Consider the following 17830-nt stretch of genomic DNA (forward strand, 5'->3'; position numbering starts at 1 on the left):
CCGGCCCGACCCGACGCCGGGCCGATGGCTCCCGTACTCCCCAGCCCGACACGTCGAATGGCCAGGTCCCAGCGCAAGGACGAGATCCTCGCCTCCGAGGTCCCCCCGGTCCTCCCGCTCATGGCGCTGCGCTCCACCATCGTGTACCCGCTGGGGACGATCGCGGTGCAGATGGGGGCGCCCGAGAATCTCGCGCTGCTGCGCGCGAACGAGGAGCCCGGCGTCATCGTCGCCCTCGTCGTCGCCTCGGGCGACCACGAGGATCCGATGGAGGTCGCGAAGTTCGTCGGCCGAGTCGGCGTGGCGGCCCGCGTGCACGAGCGCATCAACCTCCCCGGCGACACCGTCCAGATCACGCTCCAGGGGCTGCGGCGGATCACCGTCGACGGCATCGAGCAGTCGGACCCGTTCGCCATCGCGCGCGTCTCGCCGGCGAAGGACATCCCGGTCGATCCGACCGAGCTCGACGAGCTCGTGTCGCGCGTGGTGCAGGCGGCGGAGTCGCTCGCCAACATGGTCGACCGCATCCCCGACGAGGTGCCGGCGATCCTGAAGATGAACGTCTCCGATCCGGGGCGGTTCGCCGACCTCGCGGCGACGAACATGAACTTCCGGATCGCCGACAAGGACGAGGTCCTGCAGCGCCTCGACGTCGGCCAGCGGCTGCGCTTCATCCTCTCGCGGCTCGAGCGCGAGGTCGCGCGCGCGCGCGTGATGGAGGACGTGAAGAAGCAGACCGAGATCAAGATCGAGCAGCACCAGCGCGAGTTCTATCTGCGTCAGCAGCTGCGGGCGATCCAGGCGGAGCTCGGCGAGACCGATCCGGGCGAGAAGGAGGCGGTGGACATCATCCGCCGCATCGACGAGGCGAACCTGCCGGAGAAGGTGACGCAGGAAGCGAAGCGCGAGATCGAGCGGCTCCGCATGCTCTCGCCGGCGTCGAGCGAGTACCAGGTGATCCGCACGTACCTCGACTGGATCCTCGCCTTGCCGTGGCACAAGCGCTCCGGCGACAAGGAGATCGATCTCAAGAAGGTCGAGGAGGCGCTCGGCGAGCGGCACTACGGGCTCGACGAGGCGAAGGACCGCATCGTGGAGTACCTCGCCGTGCAGAAGCTGAAGGGGGGCGACCCGAACGGGCCGATCCTCTGCTTCGCCGGCCCGCCGGGCACGGGCAAGACGTCGCTCGGCGAGGTGATCGCGAAGGCGATCGGGCGCGACTTCTACCGCATCTCGGTGGGCGGCGTGCGCGACGAGGCGGAGATCCGCGGCCACCGGCGCACGTACGTCGGCTCGATGCCGGGGCTCCTCATCCAGGCGCTGCGGCGCGTGGGGGTGAAGGACCCGGTGTTCCTCATCGACGAGATCGACAAGATGTCCGGCGGTGGGCCGAGCGGCGATCCCACGGCGGCGATGCTGGAGGTGCTCGACCCGTCGCAGAACTCGTCGTTCGTCGACCACTACCTGAACCTGCCGTTCGACCTCTCGTCGGTGCTGTTCATCTGCACGGCGAACAACATCTTCGACATCCCCGGCCCGTTGCGCGACCGCATGGAGGTCATCCGCATCGCCGGGTACACGATCGAGGAGAAGGTCGAGATCGCGTGGCGCTATCTCATCCCGCGGCTGCTCGACGAGCACGGGCTGTCCGACAACGACATCGTGTTCACCGACGAGGTGCTGTCGTTCGTGTCGAGCCGCTACTCGCGCGAGGCGGGGCTCCGCAACTTCGGGCGCAACCTCGCGACGCTCATGCGCAAGCGCGCGCGCCGGAAGGCCGACGGCGAGGAAGGCGCCTGGGTGCTCGACCTCACGAACGTCGAGGAGGTGCTGGGCCCTCCGCGCTACGCGATGGAGGAGGCGGAGAAGGAGCCGGAGGTCGGCGCGGTGACGGGGCTCGCGTGGACGTCGACGGGCGGCGATCTCATGGTGATCGAGGCGCTGCGCATGCCGGGGAATGGCCGCCTAACGGTCACCGGTCAGCTCGGCGACGTGATGCGCGAGAGCGTGGACGCGGCGCACTCGTTCGTGCGCTCGCGCGCGCGCCAGATCGGCATCGACGAGCGGGAGTTCAAGGACTCCGACATCCACATCCACTTCCCCGCCGGCGCGATCCCGAAGGACGGGCCGTCGGCCGGCATCGCGATCACGCTCGCGATCGCGAGCGTGCTGTCGCGCCGGCCGATCCGCCGCGACCTCGCGATGACCGGCGAGGTGACGCTGCGCGGCAAGGTGCTGGAGATCGGCGGCGTGAAGGAGAAGGTGCTCGCCGCGTACCGCGCGGGGCTGCGCGAGGTGATCCTGCCGAAGGGCAACGAGAAGGATCTGCGCGACGTGCCGAAGGAGGTGCGCGAGAACATGACGTTCACGTTCGCCGGCACGATGGACGAGGTGCTGCGGCTCGCGCTGCTCGACGCGCCGGTGCCGCGCGCGGACCAGGCGCCGGAGGGGGACGAGCACTCGGCGCCGATCTCCGACGCGGCGGACCTGGAAGTCGGCGCGAACCGACGCACGCCGGGGGCGAGATCGGACGTCGCGGTGGCGGACCGTTAGGCGAGGCCGTTGCACGCGGAGACGCGGAGCACCTCGATTGCCTGTGAGTGAACCGCAGAGGGCCGCAGAGGGCCGCAGAGGACCCCCTCTTTGGCTTTGTATTCAACCACAGAGGACACGGAGGACACAGAGGACACCAACTTCTTGAAAAGGTTCTCCTCTGTGTCCTCCGTGTCCTCTGTGGTTCAAAGAGCAGTCGCCGTTCTCTGCGGCCCTCTGCGGCCCTCTGCGGTTCAATTCCGACAGGCAGTTCTCCGCGTCTCGGCGCGACCTCGGCGTCAGAGCAGCCGCTGGATCGTGTACAGCAGCAGCCCGACCAGCCCGCCGACGACGGTGCCGTTGATGCGGATGTACTGCAGGTCCTTGCCGATCTGGATCTCGATGCGGCGCGACGTCGCGGCGGGATCCCAGCCGGCGACGGTGGTCTCGATGAGCTGCGCGACCTCCGAGCGATACTGCTCCACCGCGAACAGCACCGCGTCGGTGATCCAGCCGTCGACCTTCGCCATCAGCTCGGGGTCGCCGAGGATCGCGTTGCCCAACGACACGAGGCCGCGCTCGACCGCGAGCAGCGTGCTCGTCCCCTCCCCCTCCTCGGCGTAGCGCGCGAGCTTCGACTTCACGTCGCTCCAGATCGACGCGGCGTACTCGCGCACGGCGGGGTGCGTGAGCACCTCCTCCTTGATCGCCTCGGTGCGCGCGATGGTGTCGGGCGACGTGCGCAGCTTCTCGGCGAAGCGGCGCACGGCCTCGTCGAACCGCGCGCGCACCGTGTGATTCGGGTTCGCGGCGATCTCCACGAGCGTGCGCTCGAGCGCGGCGACGACCTTCTCGTGGATCCGATCCTCCACCGCGCCGGGCATCCACCACGGTGCCTCGGCGGCGATGCGGTCGCGGATCATCCCCTCGTTCTCGCCCACGAAGCGAACGGCGAGGCGGAGCGCGTCGTCGAACAGCTCCTGGTGGCGGCCGTCGGCCGTCAGCAGCTCGACGCCGCGTCCGAGGATCGGCGCGACCTGCACCTTCTGCGCGCGGCTCACCAGGCTGCGCTCGATGAAGTCCTGCACGTCCTCGTCGCGCAGCACCTGCGCGGCGCCGTGCAGGCTCGCCGCGACCTGGCGCCCCATGGTGCGCGCATGCGCCGGGTCGGACAGCCACGTCGCGACGCGGGCGCCGACGCGCGCCGAGGCGAGCTTCGCGGCGACGACCTCGCGCGCGAGGAAGTTGCGCTGCACGAACGTGCCCAGGCTCCGTCCGATGCGGTCCTTGCGCGCCGGCACGATCGCCGTGTGCGGGATCTTCAGGCCTAACGGATGCCGGAACAGCGCCGTCACCGCGAACCAGTCGGCCACGCCGCCCACCATCGACGCTTCGGCCGCGGCGCGCACGTAGCCGAGCCACGGATAGCGCGGCTCGAGCCACCGTGCCACGACGAACAGCACCGCCGCGACGCCCAGCATGCCGGTCGCGCGCCGCTGCATCACGACGAGCTGCCGCTGCTTCTCGGCCTCGTCCGCGATCGGCGGCGGCACGGTGGGATCGTGCTCCGGCCGCAGGATGACGCCGGTGCCGTCCGTCACTCGTGTAACGTCACCTTCGTGAGGTCGACCGCGGGGGTCGCGCCGGGCGGCGCGTCGACGTACAGCACGGCGGGCCGACCCTGCACGTCCGTGGCGCGCAGCAGGACGGTGCGTCCGCCGCCGCCGGTGTACTGGCGACCGCCGGCCGGCGCCGCGGGGCCGAGCTTCGCGTCGGGGTAGTGCTTCGGAAGCGTCTGGCCGAGCGCGTCGAAGAACTCCGCCGCGTCCTGCGCCGAGTCCCACACCGTGACCCACACGAACGCGTCGCCCTGCGGCGTGCGCACGATGTCGTAGCGATCGCCGTCCCATCCCTGCGCGGCGCGCGCGGCGAGATCGAGGTCCTCGGTGTGATGATAGAGCAGCAGCCGGATCTCGAACTCGCCCAACGTGCCCGTATAGGCGACGCTGCCCGGGGTCGGCGTCGGCAGCGTGATGGTCGTCGGCGCGTCGGGCTTGCCGCCGTCCTTGCCGAAGTACGCGTCGGCGTGCAGCACCTGCTCGGTCGACGTCGGGAGCCGCTTCAGCAGCGAATCACCGCCGCCGCGGTCGACGAAGCGGCGCGCGAACTCGGCGCCGCTGAGATACGGGAACAGCAGCGTCTCGCGCACGACGAACGGCGCCTCGGAGAGCACCGGCGTGCGCTCCATGTTCTCGCGGATCTCGCCGCGCACGCGATCCCACGCGCCCGGTGCCTGCAAGGCGACGCCGCTCGACGCGAACTGCGCGTAGCTCGCGAGCCCTTCGAGCGCCGCGTGCGCCGCGGCCGAGCGATCGTTCTCGCCCGTGACGCGCTCGATGGAGTCGAGGTTCGCGTGCTGGTCCTGCAGCGCGTGCACCAGCTCGTGCCGCAGCGTGACCTCGGCGGACGCGCTGTCCGCGCCGTCGACGATGTAGAGCGTCTTCGACTTCGGATCGTAGTAGCCGACGATCTGGCGCTCGAGGATGCGCGCGAGGAGCTGCCGCAGGTTGACGCTGTCGGGCACGAGGCCGAGGCGCTTGTACGCCGCTTCTTCGGCGGCGACGTCACGGCGCGCGAGCGAGTCGTCGAGCGTCTGCTGCACGAACGCCCGCACCTGGTCGGCCGAGCGCACCTCGACCTTCGGCGGCGACACGAAGCGCAGCCCCGTGGCGTGCTCGATCTGCGGCGCGAGCGCGACCGCGCGCTCCACGTACGAGCGGTGGTCGGAGGTCGTACGCTGGCAGGCGGCCGCCGCGATCGCCCCCGCCGCGACGACGAGGCGATGCGATCGCGTCATGGCCACTTCACCGTCCGGCCCACGGTGCGCGACACGATCCGCGCGACGTCTACGCCGCGCACCACGGCGCCCTCGGCGACGAGCAGCGGCGCGAGCTCCGCCTCGATCTCGCCGAGGCGCGGCGCGGGCGGCGGCAGCGGGCCGTCGGCGTTAGGCGCGGGACGCGGCGCCGGGCGCGGCGCGGCGCGCGGCGGCGTCTTCGGGATCGGCTGCGGCGGCGGCGCGTCGCCGAAGAACGACTCCAGCTCCTGGCCGAAGCGCTCGATGTACGCCATGCCCTGCTGCGCGTAGCGATTGAGCTTGTCGGACCCGGTCTCTTCGGATGCGTCGTCGGGCGCGTCGACGCCGGCTTCCTCGGCCGGCTTGCCGGCGCGGCGGGCCTCGGCGCGCCGCTGCCGCGCGCGCTCGGCGCGCTCGTCCTCGGCGGCGGCGCGCTCGGCGATCAGCGCGCGGCGCTCCTTCAGCAGCGCCTCGGTGCGCGGCGAGTGCGCGGCCTTCGCCTGCAGGTGCGCGCACGTCTCGTCGAGCGCGTCGATGCAGCGGTCGGGGCGCATGCGCTCCACCATCCACTCGTCGGTGAGCTGGAGCGCCGCCTGCAGCGCGTCGTCGGTGATGACGACGCCGTGGTGCCGCTCGAGGACGGCGCGGCGCGCGCGGAGGATCTCCATCGTCTCCGGCGGCGAGAGCTCGCGGATGTCGACGCGCTGGAAGCGTCGCTCGAGCGCGGGATCGGTCATGATCCACCGCTCGTACTCGTCCGACGTCGTGGCGCCGATGACGCGGAAGTCGCCGCGGGTGAGCGCGGGCTTCAGCATGTTGCCGGCGTCCATCGCCGCGCCCTGCGCGGTGCCCTGCCCGACGAGGTTGTGCAGCTCGTCGATGAACAGGATGACGTCGGGGGCCGCGGTGACCTCGGCGACGATCGCCTGGACGCGCTCCTCGTACTGGCCGCGGTACATCGTGCCGCCGAGCAGCGCCATGTGGTCGAGCGCGAGGACGCGGGCGCCGCGGAGTGCGAGCGGGAGGCGCCCTTCCGCCGCGCGCTGGGCGAGCCCCTCCACGATGGCCGTCTTGCCGACGCCGGCCGGCCCGGTGAGCACCGGGTTGTTCTTGCCGTGCCGCAGCAGCACGTCGATCACGCGGTCGATCTCGGGGTCGCGGCAGCGGATCGGGTCGAGTCGGCCGGCGCGCGCGGCCGACGTCAGGTCGCGCGTGAACTTCGTGAGCGCGGTCTCGGTGGATGGGCGCAAGATGTCGCCGAGCGTCACGGTTGCAGGATTCGCGTCATGTACCAGGCGATGAGGCGGTCGCCCCAGAGGAGTGTGAACAGCGCGGCGGGCGCGAGGAAGACCCCGAAAGGAATCTCCGTGATGTCGCGGGCGCCATCGAGCTCCTCGGTGGTACCCCCGGACGGCGCCGTCGATGCACCGCCGCGGGCGCGCAAGAGCCTCGCCGGCACCACGACGAGCGCCGCGACGACGGCCCCGATGAACGCGGCGACGAGCACGGTGAGCCCAGCGCGCCCGGCGCCGAGCGCGGCGCCGATGCCGGCCATCATCGTGATGTCCCCCTCGCCCATCGCCTCGCGGCCGAAGGCCCGCTCGCCGAGCCAGCGCAGGATCGCGATCGCGCCGGCGCCGGTGCACGCGCCCACGATGGCGTCGTACGGCCCGGCGAAGTGCGAGGATTCGGCGACGCTCGGCGCGAACCAGACCGCGAACGCGACGAGCAGCTGCCAGGCGAGCAGGAACAGCGTGAAGCCGTCCGGGATGACGTAGTGCTTCGCGTCGGTGGCGGAGATGCCGAACAGCACGGTGCCGAACACGGCGACCCGGAGCGCCTCGATGCTCGGACCGAACGTGGCGACGGCCGCCACCCAGCCGAGGGCGACGAGCAGCTCGACGGCCGGGTAGGCGGCCGAGATCGGAAGGCCGCAGCCGGCGCATTTCCCGCGCAGGACGAGCCAGCTCACGATCGGGACGTTCTCGAACCACCGGACGCCGCGGCCGCACTTCGGGCAGCGCGACGGCGGCCGCACGACGGACAGGCCCTCGGGCCACCGGACGATGCAGACGTTCAGGAACGAGCCGATGACCGCGCCGATGAGGAACGCGAGGACGAGGGCGGCGGGCTGAGGGATGGGCATCACGGGAACTGCGGGCTGAGGGCGGGATCGAGCGCTGCGCTCAGGATGACGAGCGGCGGACCCGCGAGGCCACGAGTCACCCGCGGAGCGCCTCCGGCCGCAGCTCGTAGAGCAGGATCCCTGCAGCAACCGCCGCGTTCAGCGACTCGACACCGGGCGCGATGGGGATCGCCGCCAGCCGGCTCGCCCGCGCCCGGGCTCGCTGCGACAGCCCCGCGCCTTCGTTGCCGACCGCCAGGACGAGCCGCGCCGGCCGCTCGGCGGCGAGCCGCGAGACCGGCTGCCCCGCCCCGTCGGCGCCCCACAGCTCGGCCCCCGTGCCGGCCATCGCCTCGTCCAGCTCCTCCCACGCGGCGTGGGCCACCGGCTGGTGGAACAGCGCGCCCATCGCGCTCCGCACGACCTTGGCACCCCACAGGTCGACCGTCCCGGTGACGGCGATCACACCCGCGGCATCGAACGCCGCCGCGCTCCGCAGCATGGTGCCGGCGTTGCCCGGGTCCTGCACCGCATCGAGCAGGAGGACGCAGCCGCCGTCGCCGAGGTGCGCGAGAACGTCGCTGGCGGTGGTGCGCGGCTGCTCGGCCACGGCGAGCACGCCCTGAGGCGAGTCGGTGTCGGCGGCGGAGGCGAAGTCGGTGTCGGAGACGTCGAGCAGCGGCACGCCGCGGACCTCGAGCGCGTGCCGGAGCGACGCGCCGCGCTCGGTCGCGTCGAGCGCCGGAGCGGCCAGCGCGCCGCGCACCGGCACGGCACTCGCCAATAGCTCCTCGACGGCGCGCACGCCCTCGGCGACGAACAGGCCGTGTCGCTCGCGGGCGCGGCGGCGGCGGAGGTCGCGGGCCAGACTCAGCAGACGCACGCGGCTACCTCCGCCCTTCGGAATGGACCTTGCCCCCGTTCGGCGGGTCGTAATAGTGGCAGAAGGGCTCCATTGCCGTCACAGGCAGACACGTGAACTCAAGCGCTCGCGGAGCATCGGAGTCGTCATGAGACATTCTATCGTCCGCCGCACGATCGCCGGAGCCGCGCTGGCGCTGGCCGGCACGGCGTGCGGCGTCTCGCAGCAGCAGGAAGTCGAGATGGGCGCGCAGTACTCGGCGCAGATCAACCAGCAGCTGCCGATCATCACCGACGCGCTGGTGAACCAGTACATCAACACGCTCGGGATGGAGCTGGCGCGCGTCGCGGACACGCGCGGCCTCGAGTGGCACTTCTACGTCGTGAACAGCCCCGAGGTCAATGCGTTCGCGGTTCCCGGCGGCTATGTGTACGTGAACCGCGGGCTGATCGAGCGCGCGTCCAAGATGGACCAGGTGGCCGGGGTGCTCGGTCACGAGATCGGCCACGTGACGCATCGGCACTCGGTGAAGCAGATGGAGCAGCAGAACGGCGCGCAGATCGGCGTGACGGTGGCGTGCGTGCTCCAGCCGGCGGTGTGCAACAGCGGTCTCGGATCGACGGCGATCAACGTCGTGGGCACGGCGGTGTTCGCGAAGTTCAGCCGCAACGACGAGGCGGAAGCGGACCAGGCGGGGATCGAGTACACGACGAAGGCGGGCATCGACCCGCGCGGCATCCCCGAGATGTTCCAGATCCTGCTCGACGAGCGGCAGACGGCGCCGAGCAAGGTGGAGGCGTGGTTCGCGACGCACCCGCTGGAGGAGGACCGCATCCGCGACACCGAGGCGACGATCTCGAAGTACAACGTGGCGCAGCTGAACCAGCTGACCAAGGACACGCAGAACTTCCACACGTTCCAGCAGCGGCTCCGGTCGCTGCCGCAGGCGCCGCAGTCGCGAACGGGCGGGAACTGACCTGGCAGCGTGGCTGCGTGGCTGGGTCACCGCCATCACGCAGCCACGCAGCCACGCAGCCACGTAGCTCACAGTCGTTCCACGAACTCCCGCACGAGCGCGCGGAATTGCGCTCCCACACGCGTCCCGACCTCCAGCACCTCCGCGTGACTGAGCGGGTGCTGTCCGATGCCGCAGGCGAGGTTGGTGATGCAGCTCACGCCGGCGACGCGCATGCCTAACGCCTTGGCGACGATGACCTCCGGGACGGTGGACATCCCGACGGCGTCGGCGCCGAGGCGCTCGAGCATCCGGACCTCCGCCGGCGTCTCGTAGCTCGGCCCGAGGAGCCCGAAGTAGACGCCCTCCTGCACCCGCTCGCCGATCGCGCGCGCCGCATCGCGGAGCACCGCGCGCAGCGACGGGTCGTACGCCTCCGACATGTCCGGGAAGCGCACGTCGCCGTCGTGCAGCGCGCCGACGAGCGGATTGCGGAACATGAGGTTGACGTGGTCGGCGATGATCATGAGATCGCCCGGCGCGAAGGTGCGCCGCACGCCGCCGGCCGCGTTGCTCACGAACAGCGTGCGCACGCCGAGCGCGTGGAGCACGCGCACCGGGAAGCCGGCGAGCGCCGCGGCGTGTCCCTCGTACATGTGGAACCGGCCGGCGAGCGCGATCACGTCCTTGCCGCCGAGTCGACCGGCGAGCAGCGCGCCCGCGTGCCCCGCGACCGTCGCCGTCGGGAATCCCGGCACGTCGCCGAACGAGATGCGGCGCGCGTCCTCGAGATCGTCCACGAGCCCGCCGAGCCCCGAGCCGAGCACGATGCCGCACGCCGGCGCGGAGACGTCGAGCCGCGCGCGGACGACGCGCGCCGCGTGATCCGCCTCGTGGGGGCCCAACCCGGAGTCGGCGCTCATTGCGGGCCCTCCAGCAGCGCGGACTCCGCGGTGACGGGGCTCTCGCCCGCCCCGTGGCCGGTGAGCGCCGCGATCTCGCTCTCCACGCGGTGGATGAGCGCGCGCCGCTCCGGATACGGGAGGAACGAGCTCTGGAAGCCGTTCAGCGCCACGACCGCGAGCTCGTCGAGCGTGAAGCCGAGCCGTCGGACAGCGTGCTCGTACTCGTCCACCAGCGTCGTGCCGCTCATCAGCCGGTTGTCCGTGTTCAGCACGACGTTCAAGCCGCGGTCGAAGTACTCGCGGAACGGGTGCGTCTCGTACGACGACGTGGCGCGCGTCTGCACGTTCGACGTGAGGCAGCACTCGACGCAGATGCGCCGGTCGTTGATGTAGTCGAACAGCGACGCGTCCTCGATGATGCGCGTGCCGTGGCCCACGCGGTCGCAGCCGCAGACGTGCACGGCGTCGCGCACGCTCTCGGGGCCGAACCCCTCGCCGGCGTGGCAGGTGCACGCCATGTCGTTGTCGCGCACGATCTGGAACGCCTCCTTGAAGCGGCGCGCGGGGTTCCCCGCCTCCCCGCCGGCGAGGTCGAAGCCGACGACGCCGTGCTTGCGGTAGTCGAGCGCGAGGCGCGCCTGCGCGACGGCGAGATCGAGGGGCTGGTTGCGCAGCGCACAGACGATGACGCGCGCCACGACGTCGTGCTCGCGCTCCGCGCGCGCGAAGCCGCGCAGCACCGCGTCCACCGGCGCGCCGAGGTCGAGGCCACGACGCGTGTTGAGCACCGGCGCGAAGCGCGCCTCGAGATAGCGCACGCCTTCCGCCGCGGCGTCGGCCGCGAGCTCGTACGCGATGCGCTCGATCGCCGGCTCGGTCTGCATCACCGAGAGCGTGATCTCGAACCGCTCCAGGTAGTCCTCGAGGTGGCGCGCGTCGTCGACGCGCATGTAGTCGCGCAGCTCGTCGGCGGTGGCGCGCGGCATCGGCACGCCGAGCTCCTCGCCCAGGTCGAGGAGCGTCTCGGGGCGCACGGAGCCGTCGAGGTGGCAGTGCAGCTCGGCCTTCGGCAGGCGGACGAGCAGCTCGCGGGAAATCGGCGGTCGTGCGCCGCCGTCGTCGCGTTCGGTCATCGCGCGGTGATGGTGCGGTAGATGGCGCCGGCGAACGTCGGCGCGTCGGCGGCGGTCGGCAGGCCGCGCGAGTCGACGAGCGCGCGCTCGCCGGCGGCCACCCGCGCCGCCTCGCCCTCGTCGGCCACGCGCAGGGCATCGAGCGCGCTCGCACCGCGCGGCACGTCGACGCCGCGCTCGTTCACGAACACGCGCACCGTCGTCGGCTCGCTCTCGGGCGAGCTCACTGCGACGCTCCCGCGACGCGGAACCGCTCCTCGGACGGCGCGCGCACCGGCTGCGGAAGCGTGCCGAGGTAGCCGACGAGCGCGTCGAGGTCGACGATGTTCAGCGGCGTGACGGCCGTCGCGCGGCGGGCGAGATCGACGCCGTCCCCGCCGGTGACGAGGAAGTCGTTCAGGACCATGGTGTACAGTCGGTCGTCGTCGAGGGGGCGGCCGTCGGCCGTCGTCAGGCTCACGAGACGGCTGCCCGCGGGGCGGCTCGGGTCGAACGTCACGAGCACGCCGCTCGTGTGCATGCGCACGCGCGGGCCGCCGCTCACCAGCTTCTCGAAGTAGCCGCGCAGGTCGCGGCCGCGCACGGTGATCTTGTACAGCGTGTTGCCGAACGGCTGGATCTCGAACAGCGATCCATACGTCGCGACGCCGTGCCGCAGATCGGCGCGGATGCCGCCGTTGTTCATGATCGCGACGTCGCCCCGTCCGGCCCACCGCTGCGCGTCGGCGAGCAGGTTGCCGAGCGCGTACTGCTCGTCGCTCTCGCGCGGCATGTCGTCGGCCACGTCCGCGATGCGGCGGTTCACGCGCGACGCGACGGCGGCGACCGCCCGGCGCACCACCGAGTCGATCGCCGGAGGCACCGGTCCCGCGGAGTCGGCGACGACCTCGCGCACGTCGATCGTGGGTGCGCCGCCCTCGAGCGAGAGATCGACGACGCCGAGCGCGCGGCCGCTCGACCGCGCCTGCACGATCGGGATGCCGTTCACGACGGTGTTCACGAGGCTGTGCGTGTGGCCGCTGACGATCGCGTCCACCTTCTCGTGCAGCGCGCGCGCGACGTCGACGATCTCGCCGCGACACGTCGGGGTGCTCTCGCCCGGCGCCGGTCGGTCGCAGAACGCGCCGCTGTGCGCGACGACGATCACCACGTCCGCTCCGCGCGCGCGCAGCGCGCGCGCATGCGCGTCGATCACCGGCGCGAGCGAGTCGAAGCGCAGCCCGCGCACGTTCGCGGCGCGCGTCGTGGTCGGCGTCTCCGTCGTCGCGAGCCCCACGACGCCGACACGCAGCCCGCCGCGCCGCACGATCGTGTCGGCGCGCAGCCACGGCACCGCGCGGCCGTCGGTGAAGCGCACGTTGGCGCCGAGGATCGCGTACGGCGCCTGCCGGATGCGCGCGCGCAGCGTGTCGACGGTCCAGTCGAACTCGTGGTTGCCCAGCGCGGACGCGGCGAGGTCGAGACGCCGGAACGCCTCCACGATCGGACGCCCGTACGCGAGGTTCGACGCGGGCGTGCCCTGGAACTCGTCGCCGCCGTCGAGCAGGATCGAGACGCAGTCGCCGGTGCACTCGCGCGCGCGCGCGCGCGATCGCGGCGGCGAGCGGGCCGATGCCGCCGCGCGACACGCCCTGCGCGTCCGGACGCGGCTCGAGTGCGCCGTGCAGGTCGTTCGTCGCGAGGATGCGCAGCCGCGTGGGGCGCGCGGCGGTCGGCGCATCCTTGTGCACCTGCGTCGGCTGCGCCGCCAGCCGGTCCGTGCCGAAGACGACGATGAGGCTCGCGGCGAGCCGGAGGGCCAATCGATTCATCGCCCAAAGGTAGCGAGTTGACGTGCCGGTCGGGGCCGGCGAACCTTCGGCCATGCCGCACCCGCTGCGCCCATGGGCGACGATACGAGACCGTGACAGATCCGCCGCTTCCCGGCCCCGCTCACCCGGGCGATTCTGCCAGGGGCGATCCCGCGATGGGTCGGCGCGGCGATGACGAAGCCGCTCATCATCGGGATCGCCGGCGGCACGGGGTCGGGGAAGTCCACGGTCGCGCGGCGCGTCGCCGAGGCGCTCACCGAGGAGACGGTCGCGTTCATCGACATGGACGCGTACTACAAGAACTTCGCGCACCTCTCGATGGCGGAGCGGAAGCGCGTGAACTGGGACCACCCCGACGCGTTCGACGTCGACCTGCTTGTCGACCATCTCGGCCGTCTGTGCGAGGGAGCGCCGATCGAGAAGCCGACGTACGATTTCGTGCAGCACGTGCGCTCGCCGCACGCCGTGGCCGTCGCGCCGGCGGACGTCGTCGTGATCGACGGCATCCTGCTGTTCGTCGATGCGCGCGTGCGCTCGCTGTGCGACGTGAAGGTGTACGTCGACGCGGACGCCGACGTGCGCCTAATCCGGCGGCTGCGACGCGACATCGCGCAGCGCGGCCGCCCGTTCGACGAGATCCTCGAGCAGTATCTTTCCACCGTGCGCCCGATGCATCTCCAGTTCGTCGAGCCGAGCAAGCGCTACGCGGACATCATCGTGCCGCGAGGCGGGCACAACGCCGTCGCGATCGAGATGATCGTCGCGAAGATCCAGCGGCGGCTCGCCGCGCGCCGGTCGTAGCGCGCGTGGCGGACGCTCTCGACCCGCGCCCGTGACCCACGCGACCGACCGCCCCGCCGGCGACCGCATCCTGGTCGTGGACGACGAGCCGGACATCGTCGCCCTCGTCGCGTACCACCTCGCGCGCGCGGGATACCGCGTATCGACGGCGTCGACCGGACGCGACGCGATCGAGATCGGTCGGCGCGAGCGACCCGCGCTCGTCGTGCTCGACCTCATGCTGCCCGGGCTCTCGGGCTTCGACGTGCTGGAGACGATGCGCGCCGAGGAGTCGACGCGCGACGTGGGCGTGCTGCTGCTCACCGCGCGCCGCGAGGAGCCGGATCGCATTCGCGGCCTCGCGCTCGGCGCGGACGACTACCTCACGAAGCCGTTCAGCCCCCAGGAGCTCGTGCTGCGCGTGGGCGCGATCCTGCGACGCCTCGCTGCCGGGCGCACCGCCGAGACGTCGGCCGATGTGCTACGCATCGGACCGCTGCGCATCGATCGCGCGGCGATGACGGTGAACGTCGACGAGCATCCCGTGGAGCTCACCGCGACCGAGTACCGCCTGCTGCTCGCGCTCGCCGAGCACCGCGGACGCGTGCAGGCGCGCAGCCACCTGCTGGAGACGGTGTGGGAGGCCGCCCCCGACATCCAGACGCGCACCGTGGACATGCACGTGCAGCGCCTGCGCACGAAGCTCGGCGCCGCGGGTGAGCTGATCGAGACGGTGCGCGGCTTCGGCTATCGGCTGCGGGCGCCGCAGGGGCTGAGCGCGTAGCGCGCCGGTGCGCCTCACCCGCTTCTTCCTTCTCTCGCTGCTCGGCTGTCTCGCCGCGTTCGTGCTCGTCGCGCTCGCGACCGTCGGCGAGCTCACACGGGCCGCGACGCGCGGCGCGGTGAGTCCGACGATCGTCACGCGCGTCGAGGTCGCGGCCCAGCGCGGCGTGCTGATCGCCGCGATCGCCGCCATCGTCGCCGCGGTGCTCGTGACGTGGCTGTTCCGCCATCGAGTCGCGCGCCCGCTCGCCGCGGTGCGCGACTCGGCCCGTGCGCTCGCCTCGGCGGACGGGTCGGTGCGCTACACCGTGCACGGAGACGAGCTCACGGAGCTCGCCCGCGCGCTCGACGGCGTGCGCGCGCGACTCGGCGAGCACGCGCGCGCGCGCACGGTGGAGGCGGACCTGCTCGTCGCGCTGCGCGAGTCGCTGAGCGAGGGCATCGTCGCGGTGTCGGCGTCGGGCACCGTGGTGTACGTGAACGACGCGGCCCGCCGCCTGCTCGACCTGAAGTCGCCCGTGCCGTTCTCCGTCGACCATCTGCCGCGCGACCGCGATCTGCGCGAGACGCTGCGCGAAGCGCTCGCCGGACAGGAGGCGGGGCCGGTGGAGCTCATTGTCTCGGGTCGGCACCTCGCGCTCGCCGCGCACCCGCTGGCCGATGCCGCGGGCGCGGCGCTCACCGTGTTCGACCTCGGGCCCATGCGCCGGCTGGAGGCGATCCGGCGCGACTTCGTGGCGAACGTGTCGCACGAGCTGAAGACGCCGCTCACGGTGGTCGGCGGCTTCGCCGAGACGCTCGCCGACGACGACGTCGCGCCGGCGGATCGGCGCCGCTTCGCCGAGACGATCCGCGTCAACGCGCAGCGCATGCAGCGCATCGTCGACGAGCTGCTCGACCTGTCGCGCATCGAGAGCGGCGGCTGGCGCCCGATGCCGGAACGGCTCGACGTCGCGACCGCGGCGGAGGAAGCTTCGGTCACCGCGCGCGACGCGGCGGCGGCGAAGCGCGTCGGCTTCGCCGTGCTCGTCGAGCCGGGCGCCGCGCGCGCGTGGGCCGACGCGACGGCGCTGCGCCAGGTGCTCACGAACCTCGTGGAGAACGCGGTGCGGCACACGGCGAGCGGCGCGGTCACCGTGGTCGCGCGGCGCGACGACACGCGACGCGGCGTGTGGATCGGCGTCCGCGACACCGGCTGTGGCATCGAGCCGGAGCACCTGCCGCGCATCTTCGAGCGGTTCTACCGTGTGGACCCGGCGCGCTCGCGCGAGGCCGGCGGCACCGGGCTCGGTCTGTCGATCGTGAAGCATCTCGTGGAGGCGCACGGCGGTGAGGTGCGCGCGACGAGCGCGCCGGGCGCGGGCACGACGATCGAGGGATTCTTTCCCGACGCCGCTAACCACGGCACGTAGGCGGCGTCCACCGGCGCGCGGGTGGCGCACTTCCGCGCGCCCGTGCAGACTCGCGTGGTGACCGTGACGGCGCGCCGCTCGTCGCCCGCAGTCGCCTACACCGCTCGCCGCTCCCACTCGCTCCCGCCGTCGATGCCCCCGTCGTACCGCGTCGCTCTCGCCTCGATCGCAGCGCTGACGGCGCTCGTCGCCTGCAAGGATACGAGCGCCCCGTCCGGCACCACCACGCCCCCGACGAACGGTCCCAAGGTGGCGACGCTTCGCGGCGACATCGCGGCGAACCGGACGCTCTCGGCGGACACGGTCTACACGTTGAGCGGCTTCGTGAAGGTGCGCGCCGGCGCGACGCTCACCATTCCCGCCGGCACGCGCATCGTCGGCGACACGCTCGCCGCCGGCAGCTCGCTGTGGATCACACGCGGCGCGCGCATCGACGCACGCGGCAGCGCGACGAATCCCATCGTGTTCACGTCGCAGCGCGCCGCGGGCTCGCGCGCACCCGGCGACTGGGGCGGGCTCGTGATCGTCGGCAACGCGCCGACGAGCCGCAACGCGAACGATGCGCTGACCTACGGGCGCGCCGGCACGCCACTCGTTCCCGAGAGCTACGGCGGCGGGTCGGTGCCTAACGACAACTCCGGCACGCTGCAGTACGTGCGCATCGAGTTCGCCGGCGCGTCGCCGACCGGCGGCGACGAGCAGATGGCGGCGCTCACGCTGTACGCGGTGGGACGCGGGACCACGATCGAGTACGTGCAGTCGCTGGAGAGCCTCGGCAGCGCGTTCCAGTGGTACGGCGGCACGGTCGACGGCCGCTACCTCGTGTCGTACGAGGCGGGCGACGACCACTTCGCGTGGGCCGAAGGGTACGCGGGACGCGACCAGTTCCTCGTCGGCTACCAGACGCACCAGCCGACCGCGCGCTCGGCCGACGCCGGACTGCCGTCGACGACGCCGCGCGGCATCCAGGGCTACGGGTGCGACATCTCGAACGACGCGCGCCCCGGATGCACGAGCTATCTCGCCGCGCCGCTGTCCTCGCCGGTGCTCGCGAACTTCACGCTCGTCGGCCCGGGGACCGGCGTCTACGGCGCGACGGTCGCCGCGCAGGCGAATGGGATCATGCTGCGCCGCGGCACGGGCGGCACGCTGCTGAACGGCGTTGTCGCGCGATGGCCCGGCGTCGGCCTCACGGTGCGCGAGGCGCAGACCGACACGCTGCGGCAGCGCGACTCGCTCACGATCGCCGGCGTGCTGCTCACCGACAACGCGGCCGGCAACTACGACGCGCCGGGCTCGATCGGCTTCGGGCAGCAGGCGACGTTCCCGAACACGATCAGCGCCACCGCGCCGACCGCCACGCTGTTCACCAGCGTGCCGTCGGGCGCCGTCCCCGCAGCAGCGACGCTCGACTGGACGCCGGCCGGCGGCTCGCCGCTCCGCGCGAACGGCGTCACGTCGTGGACGCCGCGCATCCAGGCGCGCACGACCGGCTTCTTCGGCGCGACGATGACACCGACGAGCTACGTCGGCGCCGCGGACCCGAACTCGGCCACGAAATGGTGGCAGGGGTGGACGGCGTACGCACGCAATTGATGACGCGTCATGGGCATTGCGTTAGCATGATCTGCACGGAGCGAAGGGTCCCGCTGCACGCTCGTCCCATGCGAACCAT

At 72.3% G+C, this 17830-nt stretch carries 15 protein-coding genes; 6 read left to right on the forward strand and 9 right to left on the reverse strand.

All coding sequences use genetic code 11. The annotated features are described in order from the left end of the window. The first annotated feature begins 57 nt into the window (after positions 1 to 57). A complete protein-coding gene (lon, locus tag J421_RS19330) occupies positions 58 to 2553 on the forward strand; it encodes an endopeptidase La (RefSeq protein ID WP_025412814.1) in 2496 nt (831 codons plus the stop codon). Between the two features lie 278 nt (positions 2554 to 2831). Here the strand turns inward: lon and J421_RS19335 are convergent, their stop codons facing one another. The 5 genes from J421_RS19335 to J421_RS19350 all read right to left on the reverse strand — a co-directional run bounded on the left by J421_RS19335 (position 2832) and on the right by J421_RS19350 (position 8397). Beyond that, entirely contained in the window at positions 2832 to 4133 is a 1302-nt protein-coding gene (locus J421_RS19335; RefSeq protein WP_025412815.1) for a DUF445 domain-containing protein, read from the reverse strand. Next, complete coding sequence (locus tag J421_RS32920; RefSeq protein WP_025412816.1) at positions 4130 to 5389, reverse strand: hypothetical protein; 1260 nt, start codon at positions 5387 to 5389, stop codon at positions 4130 to 4132. The genes J421_RS19335 and J421_RS32920 overlap by 4 nt, the downstream gene beginning before the upstream one ends. After that, entirely contained in the window at positions 5386 to 6639 is a 1254-nt protein-coding gene (locus J421_RS19340; protein ID WP_158508843.1) for an AAA family ATPase, read from the reverse strand. Before J421_RS19340 ends, J421_RS32920 begins: the two co-directional genes overlap by 4 nt. A 14-nt stretch (positions 6640 to 6653) precedes the next feature. Next, complete coding sequence (locus tag J421_RS19345; RefSeq protein WP_025412818.1) at positions 6654 to 7535, reverse strand: prepilin peptidase; 882 nt, start codon at positions 7533 to 7535, stop codon at positions 6654 to 6656. 76 nt (positions 7536 to 7611) lie between these two features. Beyond that, complete coding sequence (locus J421_RS19350) at positions 7612 to 8397, reverse strand: TrmH family RNA methyltransferase (RefSeq protein ID WP_025412819.1); 786 nt, start codon at positions 8395 to 8397, stop codon at positions 7612 to 7614. A gap of 127 nt (positions 8398 to 8524) precedes the next feature. On the opposite strand from J421_RS19350, the gene J421_RS19355 reads away from it, so the two are divergent. Beyond that, positions 8525 to 9352 (forward strand): M48 family metallopeptidase, encoded by an 828-nt coding sequence (locus tag J421_RS19355; RefSeq protein WP_158508844.1) that lies wholly within the window; start codon positions 8525 to 8527, stop codon positions 9350 to 9352. A gap of 68 nt (positions 9353 to 9420) precedes the next feature. On the opposite strand, the gene J421_RS19360 is transcribed toward J421_RS19355, so the two are convergent. Genes J421_RS19360 through J421_RS19375 form a run of 4 tightly spaced genes read right to left on the reverse strand, consistent with a single transcriptional unit; the run spans position 9421 to position 13089 of the window. After that, entirely contained in the window at positions 9421 to 10254 is an 834-nt protein-coding gene (locus J421_RS19360; protein WP_025412821.1) for a purine-nucleoside phosphorylase, read from the reverse strand. Continuing rightward, positions 10251 to 11369 carry an adenosine deaminase gene (gene add / locus J421_RS19365; RefSeq protein WP_025412822.1) on the reverse strand — a complete coding sequence of 373 codons (1119 nt, stop codon included), beginning with the start codon at positions 11367 to 11369 and terminating at the stop codon, positions 10251 to 10253. Before add ends, J421_RS19360 begins: the two co-directional genes overlap by 4 nt. Then, entirely contained in the window at positions 11366 to 11596 is a 231-nt protein-coding gene (locus tag J421_RS19370) for a hypothetical protein (protein ID WP_025412823.1), read from the reverse strand. Before J421_RS19370 ends, add begins: the two co-directional genes overlap by 4 nt. Then, positions 11593 to 13089: a bifunctional metallophosphatase/5'-nucleotidase gene (locus tag J421_RS19375; RefSeq protein WP_025412824.1), complete on the reverse strand. Its 1497-nt coding sequence runs from the start codon at positions 13087 to 13089 to the stop codon at positions 11593 to 11595. Before J421_RS19375 ends, J421_RS19370 begins: the two co-directional genes overlap by 4 nt. Positions 13090 to 13351: 262 nt before the next feature. Between J421_RS19375 and udk the strand changes: the two genes are divergently transcribed. From udk to J421_RS19395, 4 genes are read left to right on the forward strand one after another with little or no spacing between them, the layout of a single operon-like run. Next, positions 13352 to 13981 carry a uridine kinase gene (gene udk, locus J421_RS19380; RefSeq protein WP_025412825.1) on the forward strand — a complete coding sequence of 210 codons (630 nt, stop codon included), beginning with the start codon at positions 13352 to 13354 and terminating at the stop codon, positions 13979 to 13981. 31 nt (positions 13982 to 14012) lie between these two features. Beyond that, positions 14013 to 14744, forward strand: coding sequence for a response regulator (locus J421_RS19385; protein WP_025412826.1), 732 nt, complete (start codon positions 14013 to 14015; stop codon positions 14742 to 14744). A gap of 7 nt (positions 14745 to 14751) precedes the next feature. Continuing rightward, the gene (locus J421_RS19390) at positions 14752 to 16155 is read left to right on the forward strand and encodes a HAMP domain-containing sensor histidine kinase (RefSeq protein WP_025412827.1); all 1404 of its coding nucleotides are present in this window, start codon (positions 14752 to 14754) and stop codon (positions 16153 to 16155) included. Positions 16156 to 16197: 42 nt separating this feature from the next. Then, complete coding sequence (locus J421_RS19395; RefSeq protein WP_148306399.1) at positions 16198 to 17751, forward strand: hypothetical protein; 1554 nt, start codon at positions 16198 to 16200, stop codon at positions 17749 to 17751. Positions 17752 to 17830: the final 79 nt, after the last annotated feature.

The sequence above is a fragment of the Gemmatirosa kalamazoonensis genome (assembly GCF_000522985.1).
Classification (GTDB): domain Bacteria; phylum Gemmatimonadota; class Gemmatimonadetes; order Gemmatimonadales; family Gemmatimonadaceae; genus Gemmatirosa; species Gemmatirosa kalamazoonensis.